At 67.9% G+C, this 21,158-nt stretch carries 16 protein-coding genes; 9 read left to right on the top strand and 7 right to left on the bottom strand.

Features of this window, described 5'->3' with window-relative positions:
• The 3 genes from V5F63_RS15155 to V5F63_RS15165 are packed head-to-tail and all read right to left on the bottom strand — an operon-like array spanning position 1 to position 3,745.
• Positions 1–2,394 (bottom strand): xanthine dehydrogenase family protein molybdopterin-binding subunit, encoded by a 2,394-nt coding sequence (locus V5F63_RS15155; protein WP_394102788.1) that lies wholly within the window; start codon positions 2,392–2,394, stop codon positions 1–3.
• Positions 2,391–2,879: a (2Fe-2S)-binding protein gene (locus V5F63_RS15160; protein WP_394102821.1), complete on the bottom strand. Its 489-nt coding sequence runs from the start codon at positions 2,877–2,879 to the stop codon at positions 2,391–2,393. Before V5F63_RS15160 ends, V5F63_RS15155 begins: the two co-directional genes overlap by 4 nt.
• An 8-nt stretch (positions 2,880–2,887) precedes the next feature.
• Complete coding sequence (locus tag V5F63_RS15165) at positions 2,888–3,745, bottom strand: FAD binding domain-containing protein (protein ID WP_394102787.1); 858 nt, start codon at positions 3,743–3,745, stop codon at positions 2,888–2,890.
• Between the two features lie 398 nt (positions 3,746–4,143).
• Here V5F63_RS15165 and V5F63_RS15170 point away from each other — a divergent pair, with 398 nt between their 5' ends.
• The 4 genes from V5F63_RS15170 to V5F63_RS15185 all read left to right on the top strand — a co-directional run bounded on the left by V5F63_RS15170 (position 4,144) and on the right by V5F63_RS15185 (position 9,377).
• Positions 4,144–4,770: a TetR/AcrR family transcriptional regulator gene (locus V5F63_RS15170; RefSeq protein WP_394102820.1), complete on the top strand. Its 627-nt coding sequence runs from the start codon at positions 4,144–4,146 to the stop codon at positions 4,768–4,770.
• Between the two features lie 423 nt (positions 4,771–5,193).
• A complete protein-coding gene (locus V5F63_RS15175) occupies positions 5,194–6,366 on the top strand; it encodes a tlde1 domain-containing protein (RefSeq protein ID WP_394102786.1) in 1,173 nt (390 codons plus the stop codon).
• 98 nt (positions 6,367–6,464) lie between these two features.
• Entirely contained in the window at positions 6,465–7,448 is a 984-nt protein-coding gene (locus tag V5F63_RS15180) for a Bug family tripartite tricarboxylate transporter substrate binding protein (protein ID WP_209483532.1), read from the top strand.
• 126 nt (positions 7,449–7,574) lie between these two features.
• Positions 7,575–9,377, top strand: coding sequence for a methanol/ethanol family PQQ-dependent dehydrogenase (locus tag V5F63_RS15185; RefSeq protein WP_394102785.1), 1,803 nt, complete (start codon positions 7,575–7,577; stop codon positions 9,375–9,377).
• Positions 9,378–9,642: 265 nt separating this feature from the next.
• On the opposite strand, the gene V5F63_RS15190 is transcribed toward V5F63_RS15185, so the two are convergent.
• The 4 genes from V5F63_RS15190 to phaC all read right to left on the bottom strand — a co-directional run bounded on the left by V5F63_RS15190 (position 9,643) and on the right by phaC (position 15,258).
• Positions 9,643–10,296 carry a GNAT family N-acetyltransferase gene (locus V5F63_RS15190; RefSeq protein WP_394030732.1) on the bottom strand — a complete coding sequence of 218 codons (654 nt, stop codon included), beginning with the start codon at positions 10,294–10,296 and terminating at the stop codon, positions 9,643–9,645.
• Positions 10,297–10,353: 57 nt separating this feature from the next.
• Positions 10,354–11,619 (bottom strand): M16 family metallopeptidase, encoded by a 1,266-nt coding sequence (locus tag V5F63_RS15195; protein ID WP_394030734.1) that lies wholly within the window; start codon positions 11,617–11,619, stop codon positions 10,354–10,356.
• Entirely contained in the window at positions 11,616–13,028 is a 1,413-nt protein-coding gene (gene thrC, locus V5F63_RS15200) for a threonine synthase (protein ID WP_394102784.1), read from the bottom strand. The genes V5F63_RS15195 and thrC overlap by 4 nt, the downstream gene beginning before the upstream one ends.
• Before the next feature lie 250 nt (positions 13,029–13,278).
• Entirely contained in the window at positions 13,279–15,258 is a 1,980-nt protein-coding gene (gene phaC / locus V5F63_RS15205; RefSeq protein WP_394030738.1) for a class I poly(R)-hydroxyalkanoic acid synthase, read from the bottom strand.
• A 250-nt stretch (positions 15,259–15,508) separates the two neighbouring features.
• Here phaC and V5F63_RS15210 point away from each other — a divergent pair, with 250 nt between their 5' ends.
• From V5F63_RS15210 to argC, 5 genes are all read left to right on the top strand, one after another.
• Positions 15,509–15,799, top strand: coding sequence for a hypothetical protein (locus V5F63_RS15210; RefSeq protein WP_394102783.1), 291 nt, complete (start codon positions 15,509–15,511; stop codon positions 15,797–15,799).
• A gap of 160 nt (positions 15,800–15,959) precedes the next feature.
• Positions 15,960–17,180, top strand: a complete 1,221-nt coding sequence (locus V5F63_RS15215; protein WP_209483544.1) for an LL-diaminopimelate aminotransferase — start codon at positions 15,960–15,962, stop codon at positions 17,178–17,180.
• Positions 17,181–17,286: 106 nt separating this feature from the next.
• Positions 17,287–18,582, top strand: a complete 1,296-nt coding sequence (locus V5F63_RS15220; RefSeq protein WP_394030740.1) for a homoserine dehydrogenase — start codon at positions 17,287–17,289, stop codon at positions 18,580–18,582.
• 35 nt (positions 18,583–18,617) lie between these two features.
• A complete protein-coding gene (gene glpX, locus V5F63_RS15225) occupies positions 18,618–19,637 on the top strand; it encodes a class II fructose-bisphosphatase (RefSeq protein WP_394030742.1) in 1,020 nt (339 codons plus the stop codon).
• Between the two features lie 326 nt (positions 19,638–19,963).
• A complete protein-coding gene (gene argC / locus V5F63_RS15230; RefSeq protein ID WP_394102782.1) occupies positions 19,964–21,016 on the top strand; it encodes an N-acetyl-gamma-glutamyl-phosphate reductase in 1,053 nt (350 codons plus the stop codon).
• Positions 21,017–21,158 lie beyond the last annotated feature (142 nt).

The following is a 21,158-nucleotide window of genomic DNA, read 5'->3' on the forward strand; positions in this document are numbered from 1 at the left end:
TCAGTAGGCGCCGAGCGCTTTCAGGATGCGCGCGGGGGTCATGGGAATCTGGGTCAGCTCGGCGTTGAGCGGCGCGAGCGCGTCGTTGACGGCATTGAGCGCGGCGGCGGACGAAGCGGCGGTGCCCGCCTCCCCGCAGCCCTTGGCGCCGAGTTCCGTATCGCGGGTCGGCGTTTCCATGTGGGCGATGACGATGTCCGGCATCTCGCAGGACATCGGCACGAGATAATCGACCAGCGAGCCGTTCACGAGCTGGCCCGCATCGTCGTAGCGGCATTCCTCGAAGAAGGCGGCGCCAAGCCCTTGCACGACGCCGCCGCGCACCTGCTCCTCCACGAGGAGCGGGTTGATGATACGGCCGCAATCCTCCACCACGAAGTGCTTCAGGATTTTGACGAGGCCGGTCTCCGTATCCACCTCCACATGGCAGCCGTGGATGCCGTTGGTGAAAGCGAAGGGATAGCCGGACGGCGCGAAATGATGCGCCACGGTGAGCTGGGCATCGGTGCCCGGCGGCAGCGTGTCGGAGCGGAAATAGGCGATGCGCGCCACCTCGGCGAGGCTGAGGCGCGCGGTGCCGCCGGCCCTGTCCACCACCTCGGCATCGACGAGATCGAGGTCGTCCGGCTGCGCCTGGAGGATGGCGGCGGCAACGTTCAGCACGTTGGCCTTCAGCTTCCGCGCCGCCTGCAACGCCGTCTCGCCGCCGATGCCGGCACCACGGCAGGCCCAGGTCGCACCGCCATGGGGCGTTACCTCGGTGTCGCCGGTGATGACGCGCACGATGTCGCGCGAGACGCCGAGATAATCGGCGACGATCTGGCCGATGATGGCCTCCGTCCCCTGCCCCTGCTCCGTCACCGAGATGAGGCAGCGCACCTCGCCGGAGGGGGTGATCTGGATGACCGCCCCATCCTGCGCCGAGATGCGCGCGCCGCCGATGCCGTAGAAGGCGGGCGTGGGATTGGTGATCTCCACGAAAGCCGCGATGCCGATGCCACGATGGATGCCGCGGGCGCGCAGCTCCGCCTGCTCGGCGCGCAGGCGATCGTAATCCATCAGCGTCTTGAGCTTGGCGAGGCAGGCCTCGTGGGAGAGTTGCTCGAACTTGTAGCCTGTGAGCGATTGGCAGGGATAGGCATCGTCCGGAATGAGGTTGCGCGCGCGCACCTCGAACGGGTCGAGGCCAGTCGCGGCCGCCGCCTTCTCCATCAGATGCTCGGTCACGGCGCAGGCGATGGGATGGCCGACGGCGCGATACTGGCTGGTCTGCGTCTTGTTCTGGAACACCACCTTCAGATCGGCGCGATAGGCCTCCAGCCGATAGGGCGCGCCGATGAGGCGGATGACCTGGTTGCCCTCCACCGCGCTGGTGCGGGGATAGGTGGAGAAGGGGCCGATGGCGGTCTCGTCCTCCACCGCCATGGCGAGGATCCGGCCACCGGCGTCCACCGCCGCCTTCGCCTTCACGCGATGGTCGCGGGCATGGATGTCGGAGACGAAGGCCTCCAGCCGGTCGGCCACATATTTCACCGGCCGGCGAGCCAGCATGGATAGGCCGATAACCGCCATGTCCTCGTGATAGACGTGCAGCTTCACACCGAAGGAGCCGCCGACATCCGGGGCCGCAACGCGCACCCGGCCCTCCGGAATGCCGTAGTGCCGCGAATAGAGATCCTGGAACTGGAACGGCGTCTGGGTGCCGTGGTGGACGGTGAGCGCGTGCACGCTGGCATCGTAATCGGCGATGAGCGCGCGCGGCTCCAGCGTCACGCCGGTATGGCGGCCGAAGGCGAGGTCCGCCTCCACGACATGTGCGGCAGAGGCGAAAAGATCGTCAACCGCGCCGCTTTCCAGCGAAGAACGGAAGCACAGATTGTCGGCGAAGCCCTCGACGAGGCGCGGCGCATTAGGCGCGAGCGCGGTGTCGAGATCGGCGAGGATGGGAAGATCCTCGAATTCGATCTCCACCAGCTCGCAGGCATCCTCGGCAGCGGCACGGCTTTCCGCCACCACGGCCACCACCGCCTGCCCGCTCCAGGTCACGCGATCGAGCGGCAGCGGGAGCTGGGGCTCGGACTTCATGCCCTTGAAATGATCGAGCGTGCCGACCCATGGCGTGCAGAGCTTCGCCAGATCCTCGCCCGTCGCCACCAGCGCGACACCGGGCGCCACGCGGGCGGCCTCCACATCGATGCGCAGAATGCGCGCATGGGCGAAAGGCGAGCGCACGAAGGCCGCATGGAGCATGCGCGGCAGCTTCATGTCGGTGACGTAATTGCCCCGCCCGGCCACGAGCCTCTTGGCATTGGGGCGCGGCAGCGGACGGCCCACATGGACGCCCGGCTGGAGATGGGGCGCGGCGCCGAGGGGACGATCGAACGGCGCGTTCATTCCGCGCCCTCCCCGTTCAGCTTGCGGGCGGCGGCCTCAATGGCGTCCACGATAGCCTCATAGCCGGTGCAGCGGCAGTAATTGCCGGAAATGGCGTCGCGAATTTCCTCGCGATCCGGCACCGTGCCTTTCGTGATCAGGGCATGGGCGTTCACCAGCATGCCCGGCGTGCAGAAGCCGCATTGCAGCGCGTTGCGCTCGTGAAACGCCTGCTGGAGCGGCGCCAGCGCGCCGCTGGCCACCAGCCCCTCCACCGTCTCGACGCGCTGGCCCTGCGCCTGAACGGCGAAGACGAGGCAGGAATGGACGGGAACGCCGTCCAGCAGCACGAGGCAGGCACCGCACGCGCCCATCTCGCAGCCCACATGGGTGGCGGTGAGTTCGAGGTCCGCGCGCAGGAAGTCCGCCAGCGTGGTGCGCGGCGCGACCATGCGCGCGGTTTCCACGCCGTTGACGGTGAGCGTGAGGGGGACGGCGCCCGCCATCATGTTCATCAGCAGGTCTCCAGCTTGCGCAGCAGACGGCCCAGCAGCACGCGGGCGAGGTGCCGGCGCATGGCGGCGGGGATTTCGGCGTCGTCGAGCGGGTCGATGTCCGCATCGAGCGCGCGCTGGGCCGCGGCGATGGCGTCGGCGTCAAGCGCCTTGCCGGCGATCTCGGCCTCAGCATTGCGGGCGCGCACCGGCGTCGGACCAACCGAGAAAAGAGCGATACGCGGGTTCTCGATCACGGCCCCGTCGCGTTCGGCGAGGATGCCGCCGCCGACCATGGCGTAATCGCCGCGCCGGCGTGCCATCTCATCGAAGGCCCAGACATGGCGCGGACCGGCAGCCGGCACATGCAGCGCCACGAGGATTTCACCGGGCACTATCGCCGTCTGGTAGAGATCCTGGAAGTAATCGTCCGCCGGGACGCGCCGAAGCCCGGACGCGCCGGAAATCTCCATCTCCGCGCCCATGGCCAGCATCATCGCGGGGAATTCGGACGCCGGATCGGCCAGCGCCACGCTGCCGCCGACCGTGCCGCGATTGCGGATGGCGGGATGGGCGACGAAGGGCGCAGCGGCCGCCAGCAACGGCGCATGGGCGCGGATGAGCGGCTCGGTCAGCGTTTCGGCGTGGCGGGTGAGGGCGCCGATGCGCAGGCTCTCCCCCTCAAGCCGGATGCCGCGCATCTCGGGAATCGCGGAGAGGTCGATGAGAACCTGCGGCGCCTGAAGCCGCATCGCCAGCGCCGGCACGAGGCTCTGGCCGCCGGAGATATAGCTCGCGTCCCCATCGGCCCCGTCGAAGGCGGCATGCGCTTCGGCAAGGGATGAGGGACGCGCATAGGCGAAAGCGCGGGCTTTCAAGGCAGTCCTCCCGGTTCTCGTGGCTTCATTTTTGTGACCACTTGGTCACAACATGATCTCAGGCCCATCTTCCTGTCAATAGTGCTGCCGCGCGAATGTCGGTGAACTTGGGGCGTGCCCGCCGCGACGCCGATTTTGCAATGCATCACAACGCTATTCCCATATGTATATAGGATTAAACATACCTCTCTTCTTTTCCTCGACTTGCACCTTCTCGCCCGGCCCGTGCAGCGCGGCTAACCGCCGCCGACTCCCTCCTGTGACCGGAAGCCCTTGGTGACACGGAGCGCTTGCGCTATCGCAGGAATAGTGGGCGCCCGGCCCATGCGCCGAACGGACGAGCCTTGAAGCCCCCTCCCGACCCGAAGCCGACTCCGCCCGCCCGCCGCCGCCAGCACATGCGCGCGGCGGATCGCGAGCAGGCGATCATCGAGGAAGCCGTCCGCTTCTTCGCCGAGCACGGGTTCGAGGGTCAGACCCGCGAACTGGCGAAGCGGATGGGAATTACCCATTCCGCCATCTATCGCTACATCCCTTCCAAGGAAGCGCTCATCGAGCGGGTGTACGAACACGTCTATCTCAGCCGCTGGAAGGCGGACTGGGCGGCGCTGGTGACCGACCGATCGATGCCGCTGGAAGCCCGGCTCACCCAATTCTATCTCGAATATGTCGAGAAGGTTTTTGATTACCACTGGGTGCGGATCTTCGCGTTCTCGGGGCTGAAGTCCTTCGACATCACCAGCCGCTATCTCACCATCGTCCGTGACCAGATCATTTTACCGGCCTGCGCCGAGTTGCGCGCAGAGCTGAAGCTGCCGCCCCCGAGCGAGACTCCCGTGAGCGAGCGCGAGGCGGAGCTGTTCTGGGGGCTGCACGGGCGAATCTTCTATCTCGCCATCCGCCGCTATGTGTACGGGACCACAACCCCGGAGAATCTCGATCCCGTGGTGAGGGACGCCGTGCGCGCCTTCCGGGCCGGCGTCGCGCCCGTGCTGAAGGACATCCTCGCGCAAGCCGATTCCTGAATGATTGCAAGCGCGGCCTTAGGCAACGCTGGCTCACGCAAGGTCATCTGGCCCCCTCGCCAAAGCGGGCGTCGCTTGGTAAAGTTTCCGTGCGATCGGCCTTGTTCTCGCCGTCGTGATCTGGTCTAGCGAGGGGCGTAAAGGGAAAAGAAACCGAATTTCGGCAGGTTTGCAGGGCTGGAGGGACTGTGCGGCGGGGCCGCGCGGGCGCGGCGTTCCGGGCGGTGGTCGGTCGGAGATGATCCGAACCGGGTATGGCTTGTGCGGTGCGGTAGACCGAAGGACCCTGGGATGGACGAACGGAGCCGGCAGCGACCGGCAGCGCTGATAGCGGGGACCATGAGGCACTCGGACCGTCAGGAATTCGCGGCTTGGCAGGACCACGCGGGCGACCAGCACGCACGCGGGGACCATGATGCCGGTTTGCGTGAACACGGTGAGTGGGACCGCGACGAGGCCGATCCCCACGCCGACTGGCATGACCGGGCCGACTGGCACTGGACGCCCCATATTCACGAGGAAGAGGTCGATGCCTCGGACTACGATCCCCACGCTGGCGATCCGCGTCCCGAAGGGCTCTCCCGCCGCGGCACGCTCGTCGGCATCGGCACCGGGATTGTCGCCGGGCTGCTGGTTGCCGCTGGAGCGGTCTGGTATTCGCAGGGCTCGTTCGCATTCGGCGTCTCCGCGCCGCCGCCTCAGGTATCGCAGCGCCCCGTGGTGCGCGAGCTGAGCATGGCGGCCGCCGGCGCGACCGTGACGGAGATCTCCCTCGTCGTCGGCTCCGGGTCTCTAGGCGTCGATGCCTCAAGCATCTACCTCACCAACGTCGCCGCCGATGGCCGGTTCTTCGCCGCCACGGCAGAGCCTTCCGACAATTCCCAGCGCCTCACCGGCCGCGTCGTGCCGCTGCCCATGGCCAATCCGCTGAACCGCAACCAGGTCGCGGCGGCGGACGGAATAAAGGCCCTGGAACAGTTCGATCAGGGTGCGGTGCCCCTGCCCCTGCGCAAGCCGGCCATGCCGACCCAGCGCCTAGCGTACGCCTCTCTTCCCGACGCCTCGCTCACGGACGCGCCCTCCGCAGTCCCAGGCAGCCAGGCTCCGACGCCGGATACCCCGACCCCGTTGTCCGAGGATGAGCCGGCCCTGCCCACCGCCGGCAGCGGCTATGCCATCTACGATATCAAGGCCAAGGTGGTCTACATGCCGAACGGGGATCGGCTGGAGGCCCATTCGGGCTACGGCGATACCTTCGACGACATCCGTGCCGTCAACAAGCGCATGGTGGGCCCCACCCCGCCCAACACCTACCAGCTGACCATGCGCGAATCGCTGTTCCATGGAACAGAGGCGGTGCGCCTCAACCCGGTCGGAACGGGCAGGATGTATGGCCGCACGGGCATCCTCGCGCATCCCTATCTCCTTGGTCCGCGTGGCGATTCCAACGGCTGCGTCTCCATCAAGGACTACGGCCGCTTCCTCGCCGCCTTTAAGCGAGGCGAGGTCAAGAAAATGGTCGTGGTGGCCGAGCTGAAGAACGGTCCGAAGCGGGAAGAGAACTTCCTCCTGTCCTTCCTGAAGCCGAAGGACTGACGGCGGCGCGGGTGCCTTCACCAAGGGTATCACCTTGGGTCAAGAGGACTTAAGGCCGAGCCCATCTCGGGCTATAAGGGGTGCGGAGGAACGCACCTATGAGCTTTAAATTCCTGACGAGACTGGTATCTGCCGCGGCCATCGGCTTCGCCGCCATGACCGCGACCGCCTCGGCGCAGACTTATCCGGACCGGCCCGTCCGCCTTGTCGTGCCGTTTGCAGCCGGTGGCTCCACCGACATCGTTGCCCGCATCATCGCCGCCAAGATGAGCGAAATCCTGAAGCAGCAGGTGATCGTCGAGAATCGCGCGGGCGCGGGCGGCAATGCGGGCGCTGCGGCGGTGGCCCGGTCTGCACCGGACGGCTACACCGTGCTGATGGGCACGGTCGCGACCCATGCCATCAATCCCGCCCTCTATGTGAAGATGCCCTACGACCCGGTGAAGGACTTCGCGCCGGTGTCCCTGCTGGTCAACGTGCCCAACGTCATCGTCGTCAATCCGTCGCTGAACGTGAAGACGGTGAAGGAGCTGATAGACCTCCTTAAGGCCAACCCCGACAAGTACGACTACGCCTCGTCCGGCATCGGGACGCCGCTGCACCTGTCGGGCGCCCTGTTCGAGAGCATGTCCGGCACCAAGATGGTGCATGTGCCCTACAAGGGCGCCGGGCCGGCGCTGCTCGACGTGGTGGGCGGTCAGGTGAAGATCATGTTCGACAATCTGCCGTCGTCCATAGGCCAGATCCGCAAGGGTGGCGTCATCGGGCTCGCGGTGACCACCAAGGAGCGTTCGCCGGCCGCGCCGGAGATTCCGACCGTCGCGGAATCGGGCCTGCCCGGATACGAGACCTACAGCTGGAACGCGATCTTCGCGCCCGCCGGTACCCCGCAGGCCTATATCGACATTCTCGCCAAGGCCGGCGCGGAAGCGGTGGCGGACCCCGCGGTGAAGGCGCGCCTCGCCGACCTGTCGGCCGTTGCGGTCGGCTCCACCCCGGCCCAGCTCGCCGACCATGTGAAGGCCGAAATCGCCAAATGGGGCCCGGTGGTCAAGGCGTCCGGCGCGTCGGTGAACGAGTAGTCGAACCGAGGGCCAGCCTGCCCCTGCGGCGCGGTTGCGCCTTCGGGCGGGGATGAGGATGCTGCAGGCGCGGGGGGCACCTCCGCGCCTGTTTTGCGTCACGACACCCGGACCCATCCATTGCCGATGCCACGCCTGCTGCCCGCCCTCCTCCTCGCCCTTCTGCCGACCGCCGGCCACGCCAACGACGACGTGCTCAGGCGCACCGCCGCCGGCGCGGAGCAGGTGTTGCAGACGGTGGACTACGCCAACACGCGCTATTCCCCGCTGAAGCAGATCGACAGCGGCAATGTCGGGCGCCTCCAGGTGGCGTGGACCTTCTCCACCGGCGTCCTGCGTGGCCATGAGGGCGCGCCGCTCGTGGTGGGGGACGTGATGTATGTCCACACCCCCTTTCCCAATGTGGTCTACGCCCTCGACCTTAAGAACGACGGCCGCATCCTGTGGAAATACGAGCCACGCCAGAAGAAGGACGTGGCGGCGGTGATGTGCTGCGATCTCGTCAATCGCGGCCTCGCCTATGCGGACGGCCTTATCTTCCTGCATCAGGCCGACACCACCATCGTGGCGCTCGATGCGAAGACGGGCACGAAGCGCTGGTCGGTGGCGAACGGCGACCCGGCGCTCGGCGCCTCCAACACCGCCACCGTGATGCCGGTGAAGGACAAGCTCATCGTCGGCATCTCCGGCGCCGAGGCCGGCGTGCGCGGACATCTCTCCGCCTACGACCTGAAGGACGGCCACCTCGTCTGGCGCGCCTACAGCACCGGGCCGGATGCGGACATGCTGTTCGATCCGGAGAAGACCACGGAGCTAGGCCGGCCGGTGGGCCGCGACTCGTCGCTGAAGAGTTGGTCCGGCGAGCAGTGGAAGATCGGTGGCGGCGCCACCTGGGGCTGGTTCGCCTACGACCCGAAGCTGAACCTCGTCTATTACGGCACAGCGAATCCCGCCACCTGGAACCCCACCCAGCGGCCGGGCGACAACAAATGGTCAGACACCATCATCGCCCGCGACGCGGACACCGGTGTCGCCCGCTGGGTCTATCAGATGACCCCCCACGACGAGTGGGACTATGACGGCGTCAACGAGATGATCCTGACCGAGCTGGAGGTGGACGGGAAGCCCACGCCGCTCCTCACCCATTTCGACCGCAACGGCTTCGCCTACACCCTGAACCGGGAAACGGGCGCCCTGATTCGCGCCGGGAAATACGAGACGACGGCCAACTGGGCGACCGGCATCGATCTCGACCCCGCCAGCCCCGCCTATGGCCGGCCGAAGCGCGATCCCGCTTTTTCCACCGAGCGAGACGGCGAGGATGTCACCTACACCGGCATCTGCCCCTCCTCGCTCGGCGCCAAGAACCAGCAGCCGGCGGCCTTCTCGCCGCAGACCCGCCTGTTCTACGTGCCCGTCACCCGCATGTGCATGGATTACGAGCCGTTCCACGTGGATTACGTGCCGGGCCAGCCCTATGTGGGCGCCACCCTCGCCATGCACCCCGCCCCCGGCACGGACGGCAGCACGGGCGCCTTTGTGGCGTGGGATGCGCTGAAGGGCGCGGCTGTGTGGTCGAAGCCGGAGCTGTTCTCGGTCTGGTCGGGGGCGCTGGCGACGGCGGGGGGTGTTGTCTTCTACGGCACGCTCGAAGGCTGGCTGAAGGCGGTGGATGCGAAGACGGGGCAGGAGCTCTACCGCTTCAAGACGCCCTCCGGCATCGTCGGCAACGTCACCACCTTCATGCTGGGCGGCCGGCAATATGTGGCCGTGCTCTCGGGCGTCGGCGGTTGGGCCGGCATCGGCCTCGCCGCCGGCCTCAGCGATCCGGGCGACGGCTCCGGCGCTAGCGATGCCTATGCGGCGCTGAACCAGTATACGGCGCTGGGCGGCCAGCTGACTGTGTTCGCCCTGCCGAGGGGGGAGTGAGGGCGGCGCGGTCTGAAAGCATCGCCGCAGGGCGTCTCGCCCCGGATCATCCGCCCGTCATCGCCCGGCTCGTCCGGGCGATCCACCCCTCCGCAGGAGCGCTGACCGGAAACCCGAACCCGCCCAACCGTGGATCGCCCGGACGAGCCGGGGGATGACAGCTCCCAGTTTCCCTTCTCCCGCAAGGGGAGAGGGAGCTCCTCCGGCGCGCGGATGCAAAAGCCGTCCATCCCATCAAACAACTGTCATGCCCGCCCGCGCCGCCCTATTGCGCGGCGGGCGGCACCCTGCTCAAGCGGGTGGCGAGGGCTTCTCCGCGCGGCAGGAGCCGGCTGATGGGATCGCTCTTCAGGCGGGCGAAGAGGATATGGTCCTCCCATGTGCCGTTGATGCAGAGATATTCCCGCGAATAGCCCTCGCGGGTGAAGCCGCAGCTTTCCAGCAGGCGGATGGAGGCCTGATTGGATGGCATGCAGGCCGCCTCCACCCGGCGCAGGTGCAGCACGTCGTGGGCCACCGGCAGCAGCGCCGTCACCGCCGCGCGCATATAGCCCTGCCCGGCATAGGGCGCCCCCATCCAGTAGCCGAGGCTCGCCGCCTGGCACACGCCGCGCCGCACGTTGGAGAGGGTGAGGCCGCCGACCAGTTCGTCGTCCACCCGGCGGAAGATGAAGAGCGGATAGGCCTCGTCCGTCACCATGTCGCGGGCGTAGCGCCGCAGGCGGCGGCGATAGGCGCCGCGGGTGAGGTCATCGGCCGGCCACAGGGGCTCCCACGGCGTGAGGAAGCCGCGGCTGATGTCGCGCAGGTTCCGCCAGGCCATGAAATCCCGCATCTGCGGCACGCGCAGATAGACCCCCTTCCCCTCGATGGCGGGGAGGGGCTCGGCCGGGAAGGGGAAGAGTGCGGACAGCCACATCAGGTTGCGCCCGAGCCAATCTCCATGCGGGGCAGGATGCTCAGCCGGGCAAGCCGGCTAATGCGTTTCGAGACGCTGCACCACCCGCGCAGCCGGTTCAAGCCCGCCCTTCGGTCCAATGACGCTGAGCGTTGGCCGCCCCCGGCCGATGAGCCGCGTCGCCGCAGCGCGCACGGCGGCCACGTCCACCGCCTCCACCTTGGCGACGATCTCCTCCACCGGAATCACCCGGCCGAAGCCGAGGATCTGCCGGGCGAGCTGGTCGGCACGGGCGCCGGAGCTTTCCAGCGCGGCCAGCAGCCCGACCTTCATCTGCGCCTTGGCGCGGGCCACCTCCAGCTCGGTCACGGTCTCCGCCGTGTCGAAGATCTGGTCCACCACCGCGTTGGAGAGCTCCTCCACGTCGCCGGTGTCGGTGCCGGCATAGATGCCGAACAGGCCGGTATCCTGATAGGTCCAATGGAAGGCGTAGATGGAATAGCAGAGCCCCCGCTCCTCCCGCACATCCTGGAACAGGCGGGAGGACATGCCCCCGCCCAGCACGTTCGAGAGCACCTGAAGGGCGTGGTAGTCCGCATCCTTGTAGGAGCAGCCCTCCAACCCCATCAGCACATGTACCTGCTCGAGGTCGCGCGCGGTCAGCCGCGTGCCGCCGGCGTAGGTGGCGGGCGAAAGCTCGGGCGCCGCACCGTTGCCGACGCCGGAGAGGCGCTTGGCGGCCTCGTCCACCAGCCGCTCATGCTCCACCGCACCGGCGGCGGACACCACCATGCGCGGCCCCCGATAGGTGCGCCCGAGATAGGCGCCGAGCTGGTCGCGGCTGAAGCCGCGCACCGTCTCCGGCGTGCCGAGGATGGAGCGGCCGACGCTCTGGCCGGGGAAGGCCTGCTCCTGGAAGAGGTCGAACACCAGGTCGTCGGGCGTGTCCATCACCGCGCCGATCTCCTGCACGATCACGTTCTTCTCCCGCTCCAGCTCGTCGGGGGCGAAGGCCGGCTCGGTGAGGATGTCGGCGAGGATGTCGATGCCGAGGCCCACGTCCTCGCCCAGCACGCGGACGTTGTAGGTGGTCTGCTCCACCGAGGTCGCGGCGTTGATGTCGCCGCCCACCTGCTCGATCTCCTCGGCGATGCGCCGGGCAGAGCGGCGGCGGGTGCCCTTGAACGCCATGTGCTCCAGAAGGTGCGAGATACCGTGCTCGTCGGCCTTCTCGTCGCGCGCGCCGGCGCCCACCCAGATGCCGAGGGACGCAGTGCCGAGATGGTTCATCTCGTCGGTGATGACGGTGATGCCGTTGTCGAGTGTCGAGATCTTCACGCTCATGCCGCGGCGCCCCGGCCGACGCGGGCATGGGTGCGGATGAAGGTCTCGATGGCCACGAGGTCGTTGGGCAGCACGCTCACGCTTTCCTTGCGGGTCAGAAGGTCCGCCATGTGCGGCGGCAGGCCGGGACGGATGCCGGTGGCGGCTTCCACCGCATCGGGGAATTTGGCGGGATGGGCGGTGGAGAGGATCACCTGCGGCACCTTGGCGGCATGCTCCACCTTGTCCGCCACCGCCAGCGCCACCGCCGTGTGCGGATCGGCGAGATAACCGGCGGACTGGTAGAGCCTGGCGATCGTCTTCGCCGTCTCCGGCTCGTCGGCGCGGCCGGCGGAGAAGTCGCCGCAGATAGTGGCGAGCGCGTCGTGCGGCACGGTGAAGGCGCCGGACTGGCCCAGCGAGGCCATGAGCTGGCGCACCTCACCACTGTCGCGGTCCAGCGCCTCGAACAGCAGGCGCTCGAAGTTCGACGACACCTGGATGTCCATGGACGGCGAGGAGGAGGGATGCACCCCCTTCACCTCATAGCGGCCGGTCTCCAGCGTGCGCACCAGGATGTCGTTGACGTTGGTGGCGATGGAGAGATCGCGGATGGGCAGGCCCATGCGCTTGGCCACATAGCCGGCGAAGATGTCGCCGAAATTGCCGGTGGGCACCACGAACGACACCTCGCGGTGCGGCGCGCCCAGCGCCGTGGCGGCATAGAAATAATAGACCACCTGCGCGACGATGCGCGCCCAGTTGATCGAATTCACCCCAGCAAGCGCGAGGGAATCGCGGAAGGCGTGGTGATTGAACATGGCCTTCACATGGGCCTGGCAATCGTCGAACGTGCCTTCCACGGCGATGGCGTGGACGTTGTGCGCGTTCACGGTGGTCATCTGCCGGCGCTGCACCTCGGACACGCGCTTGTGCGGGTAGAGGATGAATACGTCCACGGCATCGGAGTGCCGGAACGCCTCGATGGCCGCGCTGCCGGTGTCGCCGGAGGTGGCGCCGACGATGGTGGCGCGGGCGCCGCGGGCGGCGAGCACATGGTCCATCATGCGGGCGAGCAACTGCATCGCCACGTCCTTGAAGGCCAAGGTCGGGCCGTGGAACAGCTCCAGCAGGAAGCGGTTGGGGCCGATCTGCGTCAGCGGCGTCACCGCCGGATGGCGGAAGGAGGCGTAGGCGTCGGCGATCATCAGATCGAGCACGCGCTCGGGCAGCGCATCACCGACGAAGGGGGAAATCACCGCCTTGGCCACCGCCGGATAGGGTTTTCCCGCCAGCGCGGCGATCTGCTCCGCGCTCAAAGTGGGGAACGCCTCCGGCACATAGAGGCCGCCGTCGCGCGCCAGGCCAGCCAGCAGCGCATCGGAAAACGACAGGACAGGAGCTTCGCCCCGGGTGGAAACGTAACGCACGGGCCCTCGACAGGTCTTGAGAGGCCCAAAGCGGGCCTGCCGCCAAACTACCCGCAAGCGCGCTCGCGGGAAAGGCGGGGTCGCGAGGGGTGGGAGGAAGGGCGCTTTGGCGGTGAGCGCTGGCCGCCCGCGCCGTCGTCCTCCGGCTCGACCGGAGGACCCATGGTGGCGTTTGTCCCGGTATCCGCGCGAAGGCTCAAGCGGGGGGATGGGCCCTCCGGTCGAGCCGGAGGGCGACGGTTCTTAACCCTCAGCTTTTCTCGCGCACGTAGCGGCCGGGGGCGTCCTCGATGGCGGCGAAGTGGCCGCCGCCGATGGCGCGGGCGGGAACCTCCGCTGGATAATAGCTGGAGAACCAGTTCAGCCAGTCCGGCCACCAGGAGCCCTTGTGCTCCTGCGCGCCCTGGAGCCACAGATCGTAGCTCGGCCCGGTGGGGCCGTCGGCCCAATACTGGTACTTCATCTTGGCCGGGGGGTTCACCACGCCGGCGATGTGCCCCGAGCCGGCGAGAACGTAGCGCACCGGGCCGGACAGCATGTTCGCGCCGATGAACACCGAATTGGGCGGGGCGATGTGGTCTTCCCGCGTCGCCAGCGAATAGACCGGCACGTTCACCTTGGTCATGTCGATGCGCACGCCGGAAAGCTCGGCGAGGCCGCGGGCGATGTTGTTGGTGAGGTAGCAATTGCGCAGGTAATAGGAATGGTTCGCCGCGGGCATTCGGGTGGAATCGGCGTTCCAGAACAAGAGGTCGAAGGGGAACGGCGCCTTGCCCTTCATGTAGTTGTTGACGACATAGGGCCAGATCAGGTCGTTCGAGCGCAGCATGTTGAAGGCCGAAGCCATCTTGCTGCCTTCGAGATATCCCGTCTGCTTCATCTTGCGCTCGATGGCGGCGAGCTGGTCCTCGTCCACGAACACCTTCAGATCGCCCGCATGGGTGAAGTCGATCTGAGTGGTGAGGAAGGTGGCGGAGGCGATGCGGTCGTCGCCCGTCTGGGCCATGTAGGCGAGCGTCGTGGCGAGCAGGGTGCCGCCGACGCAATAGCCCATGGCGTGCGCCTGCCGCTCGCCGGTGGCGACGGCCACCTTGTCGAGGGCGGCCATGATGCCCTCGCGCATGTAGTCGTCGAAGCCCTTCTCGGCGAGGCGGGCATCGGGATTGACCCAGGAAATCACGAAGACGCTGATGCCCTGGTCCACCAGCCACTTGATGAAGGACTTCTCCGCCGTCAGGTCGAGAATGTAGAACTTGTTGATCCACGGCGGCACGATCAGCAGCGGCATCTTCTTCACGCTGCCGGTCGTGGCCTCGTACTGGATAAGCTGCATCAGATCGTTTTCGTAGATCACCTTGCCCGGCGTGGTGGCGAGGTTGCGGCCCACCTCGAAGGCACTCAGGTCCGACTGGCGAATCTTGAGCGAGCCCTTGCCGGCGACGAGGTCCTCCTTGAGATTTTTCATCCCCTTCACGAGATTCTCGCCGGACGACGAGAAGGTCTCGCGGATCAGCTCCGGATTGGTCATCACGAAGTTGGAGGGCGAGATGGCGTTCGTCACCTGCTTCACCAGGAAGCCGGCCTTGTGCTTGATATGGGGATCAAGGCCTTCGGCCTCCTCCACCATGTCCTCCGCCCAGCGCGTGGTGACGAGATAGGCCTGCTTGAGCGCGTCGAAGATGGGGCTCTCGCGCCAGCCTTCGTCCTTGAAGCGGGCATCCCGGGCGTCCGGCGCCGTCACCGGCTCCACCTGCTCGCCGCCGAGGCGCTTCAGGGTGTTGGTCCACACCGAGAGATAGCCGGCCATGAGGCGGGTCTGCGCCTCCAGCGTGCGCTGGGGATCGGTCATCCAGTATTCCGCGACCTGGCCGACGGTCTTGAGGGCGTCGGCGATGTCTTCGGCGAGATCGTCGGTCTTCGCCTGCGTGCGGGGCCCGAGATAGGCGGCGAGCGCCTTGCCGCCCTCGTCCACCATCTGCGCGAGATTCTGGGAGAAGGCCTCGATGTCGAGACCGGGGCGCGCGCCTTCGGACTTGCCGCTGGAGGCTCCGTCCACCTTGCCCTTGCTCTCGGCCTTCTGGCTCGCTGCCTCAGGCTTGGCCGTCGGCGTGGACGCGGGAGACGGGCTGTGCTGGGTCGCGGGAGGGACGACGCTGAGATGCGGGGGCGCCTCCACCGGCATCACGGGAGCGGTGGCGGATACGTTCGGCGTTTCCTCAACACGGGACATTCGCGTTTCCTTCTCGCGGGTCTTGCTCGCGGGCCGTTGCGAAACGTAGCCCATCTTTATCGCTGCCTGCGCTTCCTTCATACTCTAGAGTGTGAAAGTGACAGGATCGAGCCTCACGGCCGCGCCCGAGGCGCCTCTAGACACATCTCCTTGGTCGAACCTGCGGTACGCCCGCACGGCGGCGGCCCCACAGGAGGTATCTCGCCCCGGCATCGTCACGGCCGGGACCGGGATTCAGCCGGAACGGATAATGGACCTCTTCTCTCCGACGGCCCGTGGCCGGGCCGTCCCCTCGCTGCGCGCCGCACTTCTTCTCGCGCTGGCCGGCAGCCTCTGCGCCTGCGCGGGCGCCAACATTCCCGGGCTTTCGCCGCCGCAGACCGCGGTGCCGGAGGTGGACGCCGCCCAATTCCCCACCCTCGGCGGCCCGACCCCGGACCGGCGGGAACCGCTCACCGCAGAGCAGCAGCAGAAGCTGCAGCGCGACCTGGAGCGCCTCGCCCGCCAGCAGCAGGCGAAACAGGTCCCGCAGGCCCAGTGATCGCCGCCCGGCCGCCGGGCGTCTCTGCCTGTTGTGCGGTGCGATATCGGCGCCCCTGCCCCATCGCGACCGCAATCAAGGCTTTTTCATTCACCGAACAGTGCTACAAAGCCCGACTGCCGCGCCGGGAGAGACATGCGCGGCTTCTGGAGCCATTGAGATGACGACCGATTTCCACCGCATTCGCCGGCTGCCGCCCTACGTGTTCGAGCAAGTGAACCGTGTGAAGGCCGCCGCCCGCAATGCCGGGGTGGACATCGTCGACCTCGGCATGGGCAATCCGGACCTCGATGCGCCGGCGCATGTCTATGAGAAGCTCAAAGAGACCATCGGCAAGCCGCGCACCGACCGCTATTCCGCCTCCAAGGGCATCCCCGGTCTGCGCAAGGCGCAGGCGGCCTATTACGAGCGGCGATTCGGCGTGAAGCTGGATCCCGATCGGCAGGTAGTGGCGACGCTGGGCTCGAAGGAAGGCTTCGCCAACATGGCGCAGGCCATCACCGCGCCGGGCGACGTGATCCTGACCCCCAATCCCTCCTACCCCATCCACGCCTTCGGCTTCCTGATGGCCGGCGGCGTCATCCGCTCGGTGCCGTCCGAGCCGGGGCCGGAGTTCTTCCACGCGATGGAGCGGGCAGTCCAGCACTCCATCCCCAAGCCCATCGCGGTGGTGCTGTGCTATCCCTCGAACCCCACGGCCTGCGTGGCGGACCTTGAGTTCTACAAGGACGTGGTGGCCTTCGCGAAGAAGAACGACCTCATCGTCCTCTCCGACCTCGCCTATGCCGAGCTGTATTTCGATGGCAACCCGCCCCCCTCCGTGCTGGAGGTGCCCGGTGCCATGGACGTGACGGTGGAGTTCACCTCCATGTCCAAGACCTATTCCATGGCCGGCTGGCGCATGGGCTTCGCGGTGGGCAACGAGCGCCTCATCGCCGCCCTCTCGCGGGTGAAGTCCTATCTGGACTACGGCGCCTACACCCCCATCCAGGTGGCGGCGACGGCTGCGCTTAACGGCCCGCAGGAATGCATCGCCGAGATGCGCGAGACGTACAAGAAGCGCCGCGACGCGCTGGTGGAGAGCTTCGGCCGCGCCGGCTGGAACATCCCCGTGCCTCGCGCCACCATGTTCGCCTGGTCGCCCATCCCGGAGCCCTTCCGGGCCATGGGCTCGGTGGAATTCGCCAAGCTCCTCATCGAGAAGGCGGAGGTGGCGGTGTCGCCGGGCGTCGGCTTCGGCGAGCACGGCGACGAATACGTCCGCATCGCCGTGGTGGAGAACGAGCAGCGCATCCGCCAGGCGGCGCGCAACGTGCGCCGCTTCTTCGAGCAGGCCGGCACCACGCTGCACAACGTGGTTCCACTCAGCGCCGCGCGCTGAACCTTCGCCATCGGCCCCGTCTTCCGGCGGGGCCGGTCGGGCCGGCACCCAGGCGCAGCGCGGGCTGTGGTATGACGCCGGCCGAGGACAGAAACCGGACGGACAGATGAGCGAACTGAAAGTGGGCCTCGCCGGCCTCGGCACCGTCGGGGCCGCGGTCTTCCGCATGCTCGAGCGCCGCGCCGGCGAGCTGGAGGCGCGCACCGGCCGCGCCGTGAAGGTGACCGCGGTGGCCGCCCGCGACCGCAGCCGCGACCGCGGCCTCGATCTATCAAGCGTGACCTGGTTCGAGGATCCGGTGGCGCTCGCCCGCGAGGGCGACATCGACGTGCTCGTGGAGCTGATGGGCGGCGACGGCGACCCCGCCAAGGCGGCGGTGGCCGCCGCGCTCGACCGTGGCATTCCCGTCGTCACCGCCAACAAGGCACTGCTCGCCAAAAGCGGCGTGGACCTCGCCCGCCGGGCCGAGGCGTCCGGCGCGGGCCTCCACTTCGAGGCGGCGGTGGCGGGCGGCATCCCCATCGTGAAGACGCTGCGCGAGGCGCTGGCCGGCAACGCCATCGAGCGCGTTTCGGGCATCCTCAACGGCACCTGCAACTACATCCTCACCCGCATGGCGGACGAGAAGCTCTCCTTCCACGTCTGCCTCACCGAGGCGCAGCGGCTCGGCTATGCCGAGGCGGACCCGACCTTCGACATCGACGGCTTCGATACCGCCCACAAGCTCGCCATCCTCACCTCGCTGGCCTTCGGCACGCAGGTGGATGCGGAGGCGATCTATGTGGAGGGCATCCGCCAGCTGACCCTCGCCGATCTCGAGGCGGCGGACGATCTCGGCTACCGGGTGAAGCTGCTCGGCGTGGCGGTGAAGACCGACACCGGCATCGAGCAGCGGGTGCATCCCACCATGGTGCCCAAGCACTGGCCCATCGCGCAGGTGTCCGGCGTCACCAATGCGGTGGCGGTGGACGGCGACGCCGTGACGCTGACGCTGGTCGGCCCCGGCGCGGGCGGCGACGCGACCGCCTCGGCAGTGGTGGGCGACATCTTCGATGTGGCGCGCGGCGCCAAGGGCTATGCCTTCGGCCTGCCGGTGGAGCGCCTCGCCAAGGCCGAGCGCGCCGCCATGCAGCGCCACGAGGGCGGCTATTACATCCGCCTCGCCGTGACGAACAAGCCGGGCACCGCCGCCACCATCACCCGTCGCATGGCGGACGAGCAGATCTCGCTCGAATCCATCGTCCAGCGGCAGCCGGGCGGCGCGGCGCCGTCCGAGACGGCCCATGTGATCCTCATCACCTATGCCACCACCGAGGCCGCCGTGCGCCGCGCCATCGCCGCCATCGAGGCGGATGGCGTCGTCGCCTCCCTGCCTCAGGTCATCCGGATCGAGAAGGACTGATCCGGCGCGGCGACAAAACCAGAAGGACCGACGTCATGAGCGGTGCCCGGACCCAGAGGACGCCTGAGAAGTCTGCCCCGCGAGCCCAGCAGGTGCTCGATCGCCGCCTTGCCCTCGACATGGCGCAGGCCACGGAGCGCACCGCCGTCGCCGCCGCCCGGCTGCGCGGGCGGGGCGACGAGCAGGCCGCGGACATCGCCGCCATGGCCGCCTGCCATCGCGAGGTGAACGAGATTCCGGTCTCGGGCACGCTGGTGATCGGCGAGGGGCTGCAGGGCGAGTGCGACCAGCTGTTCGTCGGCGAAACGCTCGGGCGCGGCGGGGCCGAGGTGGACCTCGCCGTGGACGCGCTGGAGGGCACCACGCTCTGCGCCAAGAACATGGAGGGCTCGCTCTGCGTCCTCGTGCTGGCCGAGCGCCACTCCCTGCTCCAGATGCCGCCCTGCTACATGGAGAAGATCGCCATCGGGCCGGGCTATCCGGAGGGCATCGTCTCCCTCTCCCAGAGCCCGCAGGACAACATCCGCGCGCTGGCCGAGGCCAAGGGCGTGCCGCCCTCCGACGTCACCGCGCTCATCCTCGACCGGCCCCGCCATGCCGGCCTGATCGACGCCGTGCGCAAGACCGGCGCGGCCATCAAGCTCATCACCGACGGCGACGTGGCGGGCGTGGTGCACACCACCAACCCGCATGAGAGCGGCATCGACATCTATCTCGGCCTCGGCGGCGCCGCCGAGGGCGTGCTCGCCGCCGCCGCTCTGCGCTGCATCGGCGGGCAGATGGAAGGCCGCCTCGTGCTCGACACGGAGAAGAAGCGCACCCAGGCCAAGGCGCTGGGCATCACCGACTTCTCCAAGGTCTACAGGCTCGACGAGATGGTGCGCGGCGACTGCCTGTTCGCCGCCACCGGGGTGACCGACGGCGCGCTGCTGAAGGGCGTGCGCTTCGGCCGTGACGTGATCCTGACCGACACCATCGTGATGCGCGCCGCCACCGGCACGGTGCGCCGCATCGCCACCGAGCACCGCGACTTCTCCAAGTTCCGTCTGGCTTGAGCGCACCCGTCTCCCCTTGCGGAAGAGAGGCCGGTGCTGGTTATCGGTGTCATCGCCCGGCTCGTCCGGGCGATCCACCTCCCCGCAGGCTGGATGTACGAAGACCGGTCCCGGTCCAGCCGTGGATTGCCCGGACGAGCCGGGCAATGACGGTCACATTTCTCCCCTCTCCCCGTGCAGCAGAGGGATCGCACCGCAAGCTCTTCCCACGAAAAGCGGAACGGCCATGCGCCCGTCTGTCTTTTCCCTGACGTGGGATTGGGTGTAAGCACCTTGGCCCCGTTCGCCGGCTCCGGCCGGGCGGCGGAGACCCTCGGGAGAGCAAGATGTCTGACGCTAAGGCAAGGATCGCGGTATTGGGCGCCTCGGGCTACACCGGCTCCGAGCTTGTGCGCCTGCTGCTGCGCCATCCGCGCGCCGAGATCGTCGCGCTCACCGCGGATCGGAAGGCCGGCCAGTCCATGGCCGAGGTGTTCCCCCAGTTCGCGCCCTTCCCGCTGCCGAAGCTCGTGACCATCGACGAGGTGGATTTCACCGCCGTGGACGTGGTGTTCTGCGCCCTGCCGCATGCCACGACGCAGCTCGTCATAAAGAAAGTCTTCGACGCGGCGCCGAACGTGAAGGTGGTGGACCTTTCCGCCGACTTCCGCCTCTCCGATCCCGGCGCCTATGAGGAATGGTACGGCCATCCCCATCAGGTGCTGGAGCTCCAGAAGGAGGCGGTCTACGGCATCGCCGAGATCTATCGCGACGAAATCAGGAAGGCGCGGCTCGTCGCCAATCCGGGCTGTCATTCCTCCACCGCCATCCTGCCCATCGTGCCGCTGCTGGAGGCCGGCGCGCTGGACCCGGAGAGCATCGTCATCGATTCCAAGACCGGCATGTCCGGTGCCGGGCGCGCGGCCAAGGAGGCGATGCTGTTCTCCGAGGTGTCGGAGGGCATCCACGCCTATGCCGTCTCCGGCCACCGGCACATGGGCGAACTGGACCAGGAATTCTCCAAGGCCGCCGGCCGGCCGGTGAAGCCCATGTTCGTGCCGGTGCTCGCGCCCATGAACCGGGGCATCTACGCCACCATCTATGTGCGCACCACCGGCGCCACCGCCGAGGACCTGCACCGCATCCTGACCGACTTCTACAAGGGCGCGCCGTTCGTCCATGTCCTGCCCTTCGGCCAGGTGCCCCAGTCGCGCCACGTGCGCGGCTCCAACATGGTGTTCCTCGGCGTGGTGGCGGACCGCCTGCCCGGCCGGGCCGTCATCGTCTCCACGCTGGACAACCTCGTGAAGGGCGCGTCCGGCTCGGCGGTGCAGAACATGAATCTCGTCATGGGCTTCCCCGAGACCGAGGGCCTGGAGCAGATCGCGCTGATGCCCTGAGGCAGGGGCTGCTCGCCGAGGCGTCCCGCCGAACCGTCACCGCTTTGCACGACTGTCATCCCCCGCCTCGTGCGGGGGATCCGCCGGGCGGCTTGTCCGCTCAGCGTCACCCGTCACCCCTGCGGCGGCGAGGTGGATCGCC

The organism is Xanthobacter wiegelii (genome assembly GCF_043193855.2).
Lineage (GTDB): Bacteria > Pseudomonadota > Alphaproteobacteria > Rhizobiales > Xanthobacteraceae > Xanthobacter > Xanthobacter flavus_A.

Excerpts from the sequence above, each read along its gene's own strand:
- V5F63_RS15215 (WP_209483544.1), top strand. The coding sequence starts at position 15,960 with ATGACGACCGATTTCCACCGCATTCGCCGGCTGCCGCCCTACGTGTTC.
- phaC (WP_394030738.1), bottom strand. The coding sequence starts at position 15,258 with ATGTCCCGTGTTGAGGAAACGCCGAACGTATCCGCCACCGCTCCCGTG.
- V5F63_RS15190 (WP_394030732.1), bottom strand. The coding sequence starts at position 10,296 with ATGTGGCTGTCCGCACTCTTCCCCTTCCCGGCCGAGCCCCTCCCCGCC.
- V5F63_RS15185 (WP_394102785.1), top strand. The coding sequence starts at position 7,575 with ATGCCACGCCTGCTGCCCGCCCTCCTCCTCGCCCTTCTGCCGACCGCC.
- V5F63_RS15160 (WP_394102821.1), bottom strand. The coding sequence starts at position 2,879 with ATGGCGGGCGCCGTCCCCCTCACGCTCACCGTCAACGGCGTGGAAACC.
- argC (WP_394102782.1), top strand. The coding sequence starts at position 19,964 with ATGTCTGACGCTAAGGCAAGGATCGCGGTATTGGGCGCCTCGGGCTAC.
- V5F63_RS15220 (WP_394030740.1), top strand. The coding sequence starts at position 17,287 with ATGAGCGAACTGAAAGTGGGCCTCGCCGGCCTCGGCACCGTCGGGGCC.
- V5F63_RS15170 (WP_394102820.1), top strand. The coding sequence starts at position 4,144 with ATGCGCGCGGCGGATCGCGAGCAGGCGATCATCGAGGAAGCCGTCCGC.
- V5F63_RS15210 (WP_394102783.1), top strand. The coding sequence starts at position 15,509 with ATGGACCTCTTCTCTCCGACGGCCCGTGGCCGGGCCGTCCCCTCGCTG.
- V5F63_RS15180 (WP_209483532.1), top strand. The coding sequence starts at position 6,465 with ATGAGCTTTAAATTCCTGACGAGACTGGTATCTGCCGCGGCCATCGGC.
- V5F63_RS15195 (WP_394030734.1), bottom strand. The coding sequence starts at position 11,619 with ATGAGCGTGAAGATCTCGACACTCGACAACGGCATCACCGTCATCACC.
- glpX (WP_394030742.1), top strand. The coding sequence starts at position 18,618 with ATGAGCGGTGCCCGGACCCAGAGGACGCCTGAGAAGTCTGCCCCGCGA.
- V5F63_RS15155 (WP_394102788.1), bottom strand. The coding sequence starts at position 2,394 with ATGAACGCGCCGTTCGATCGTCCCCTCGGCGCCGCGCCCCATCTCCAG.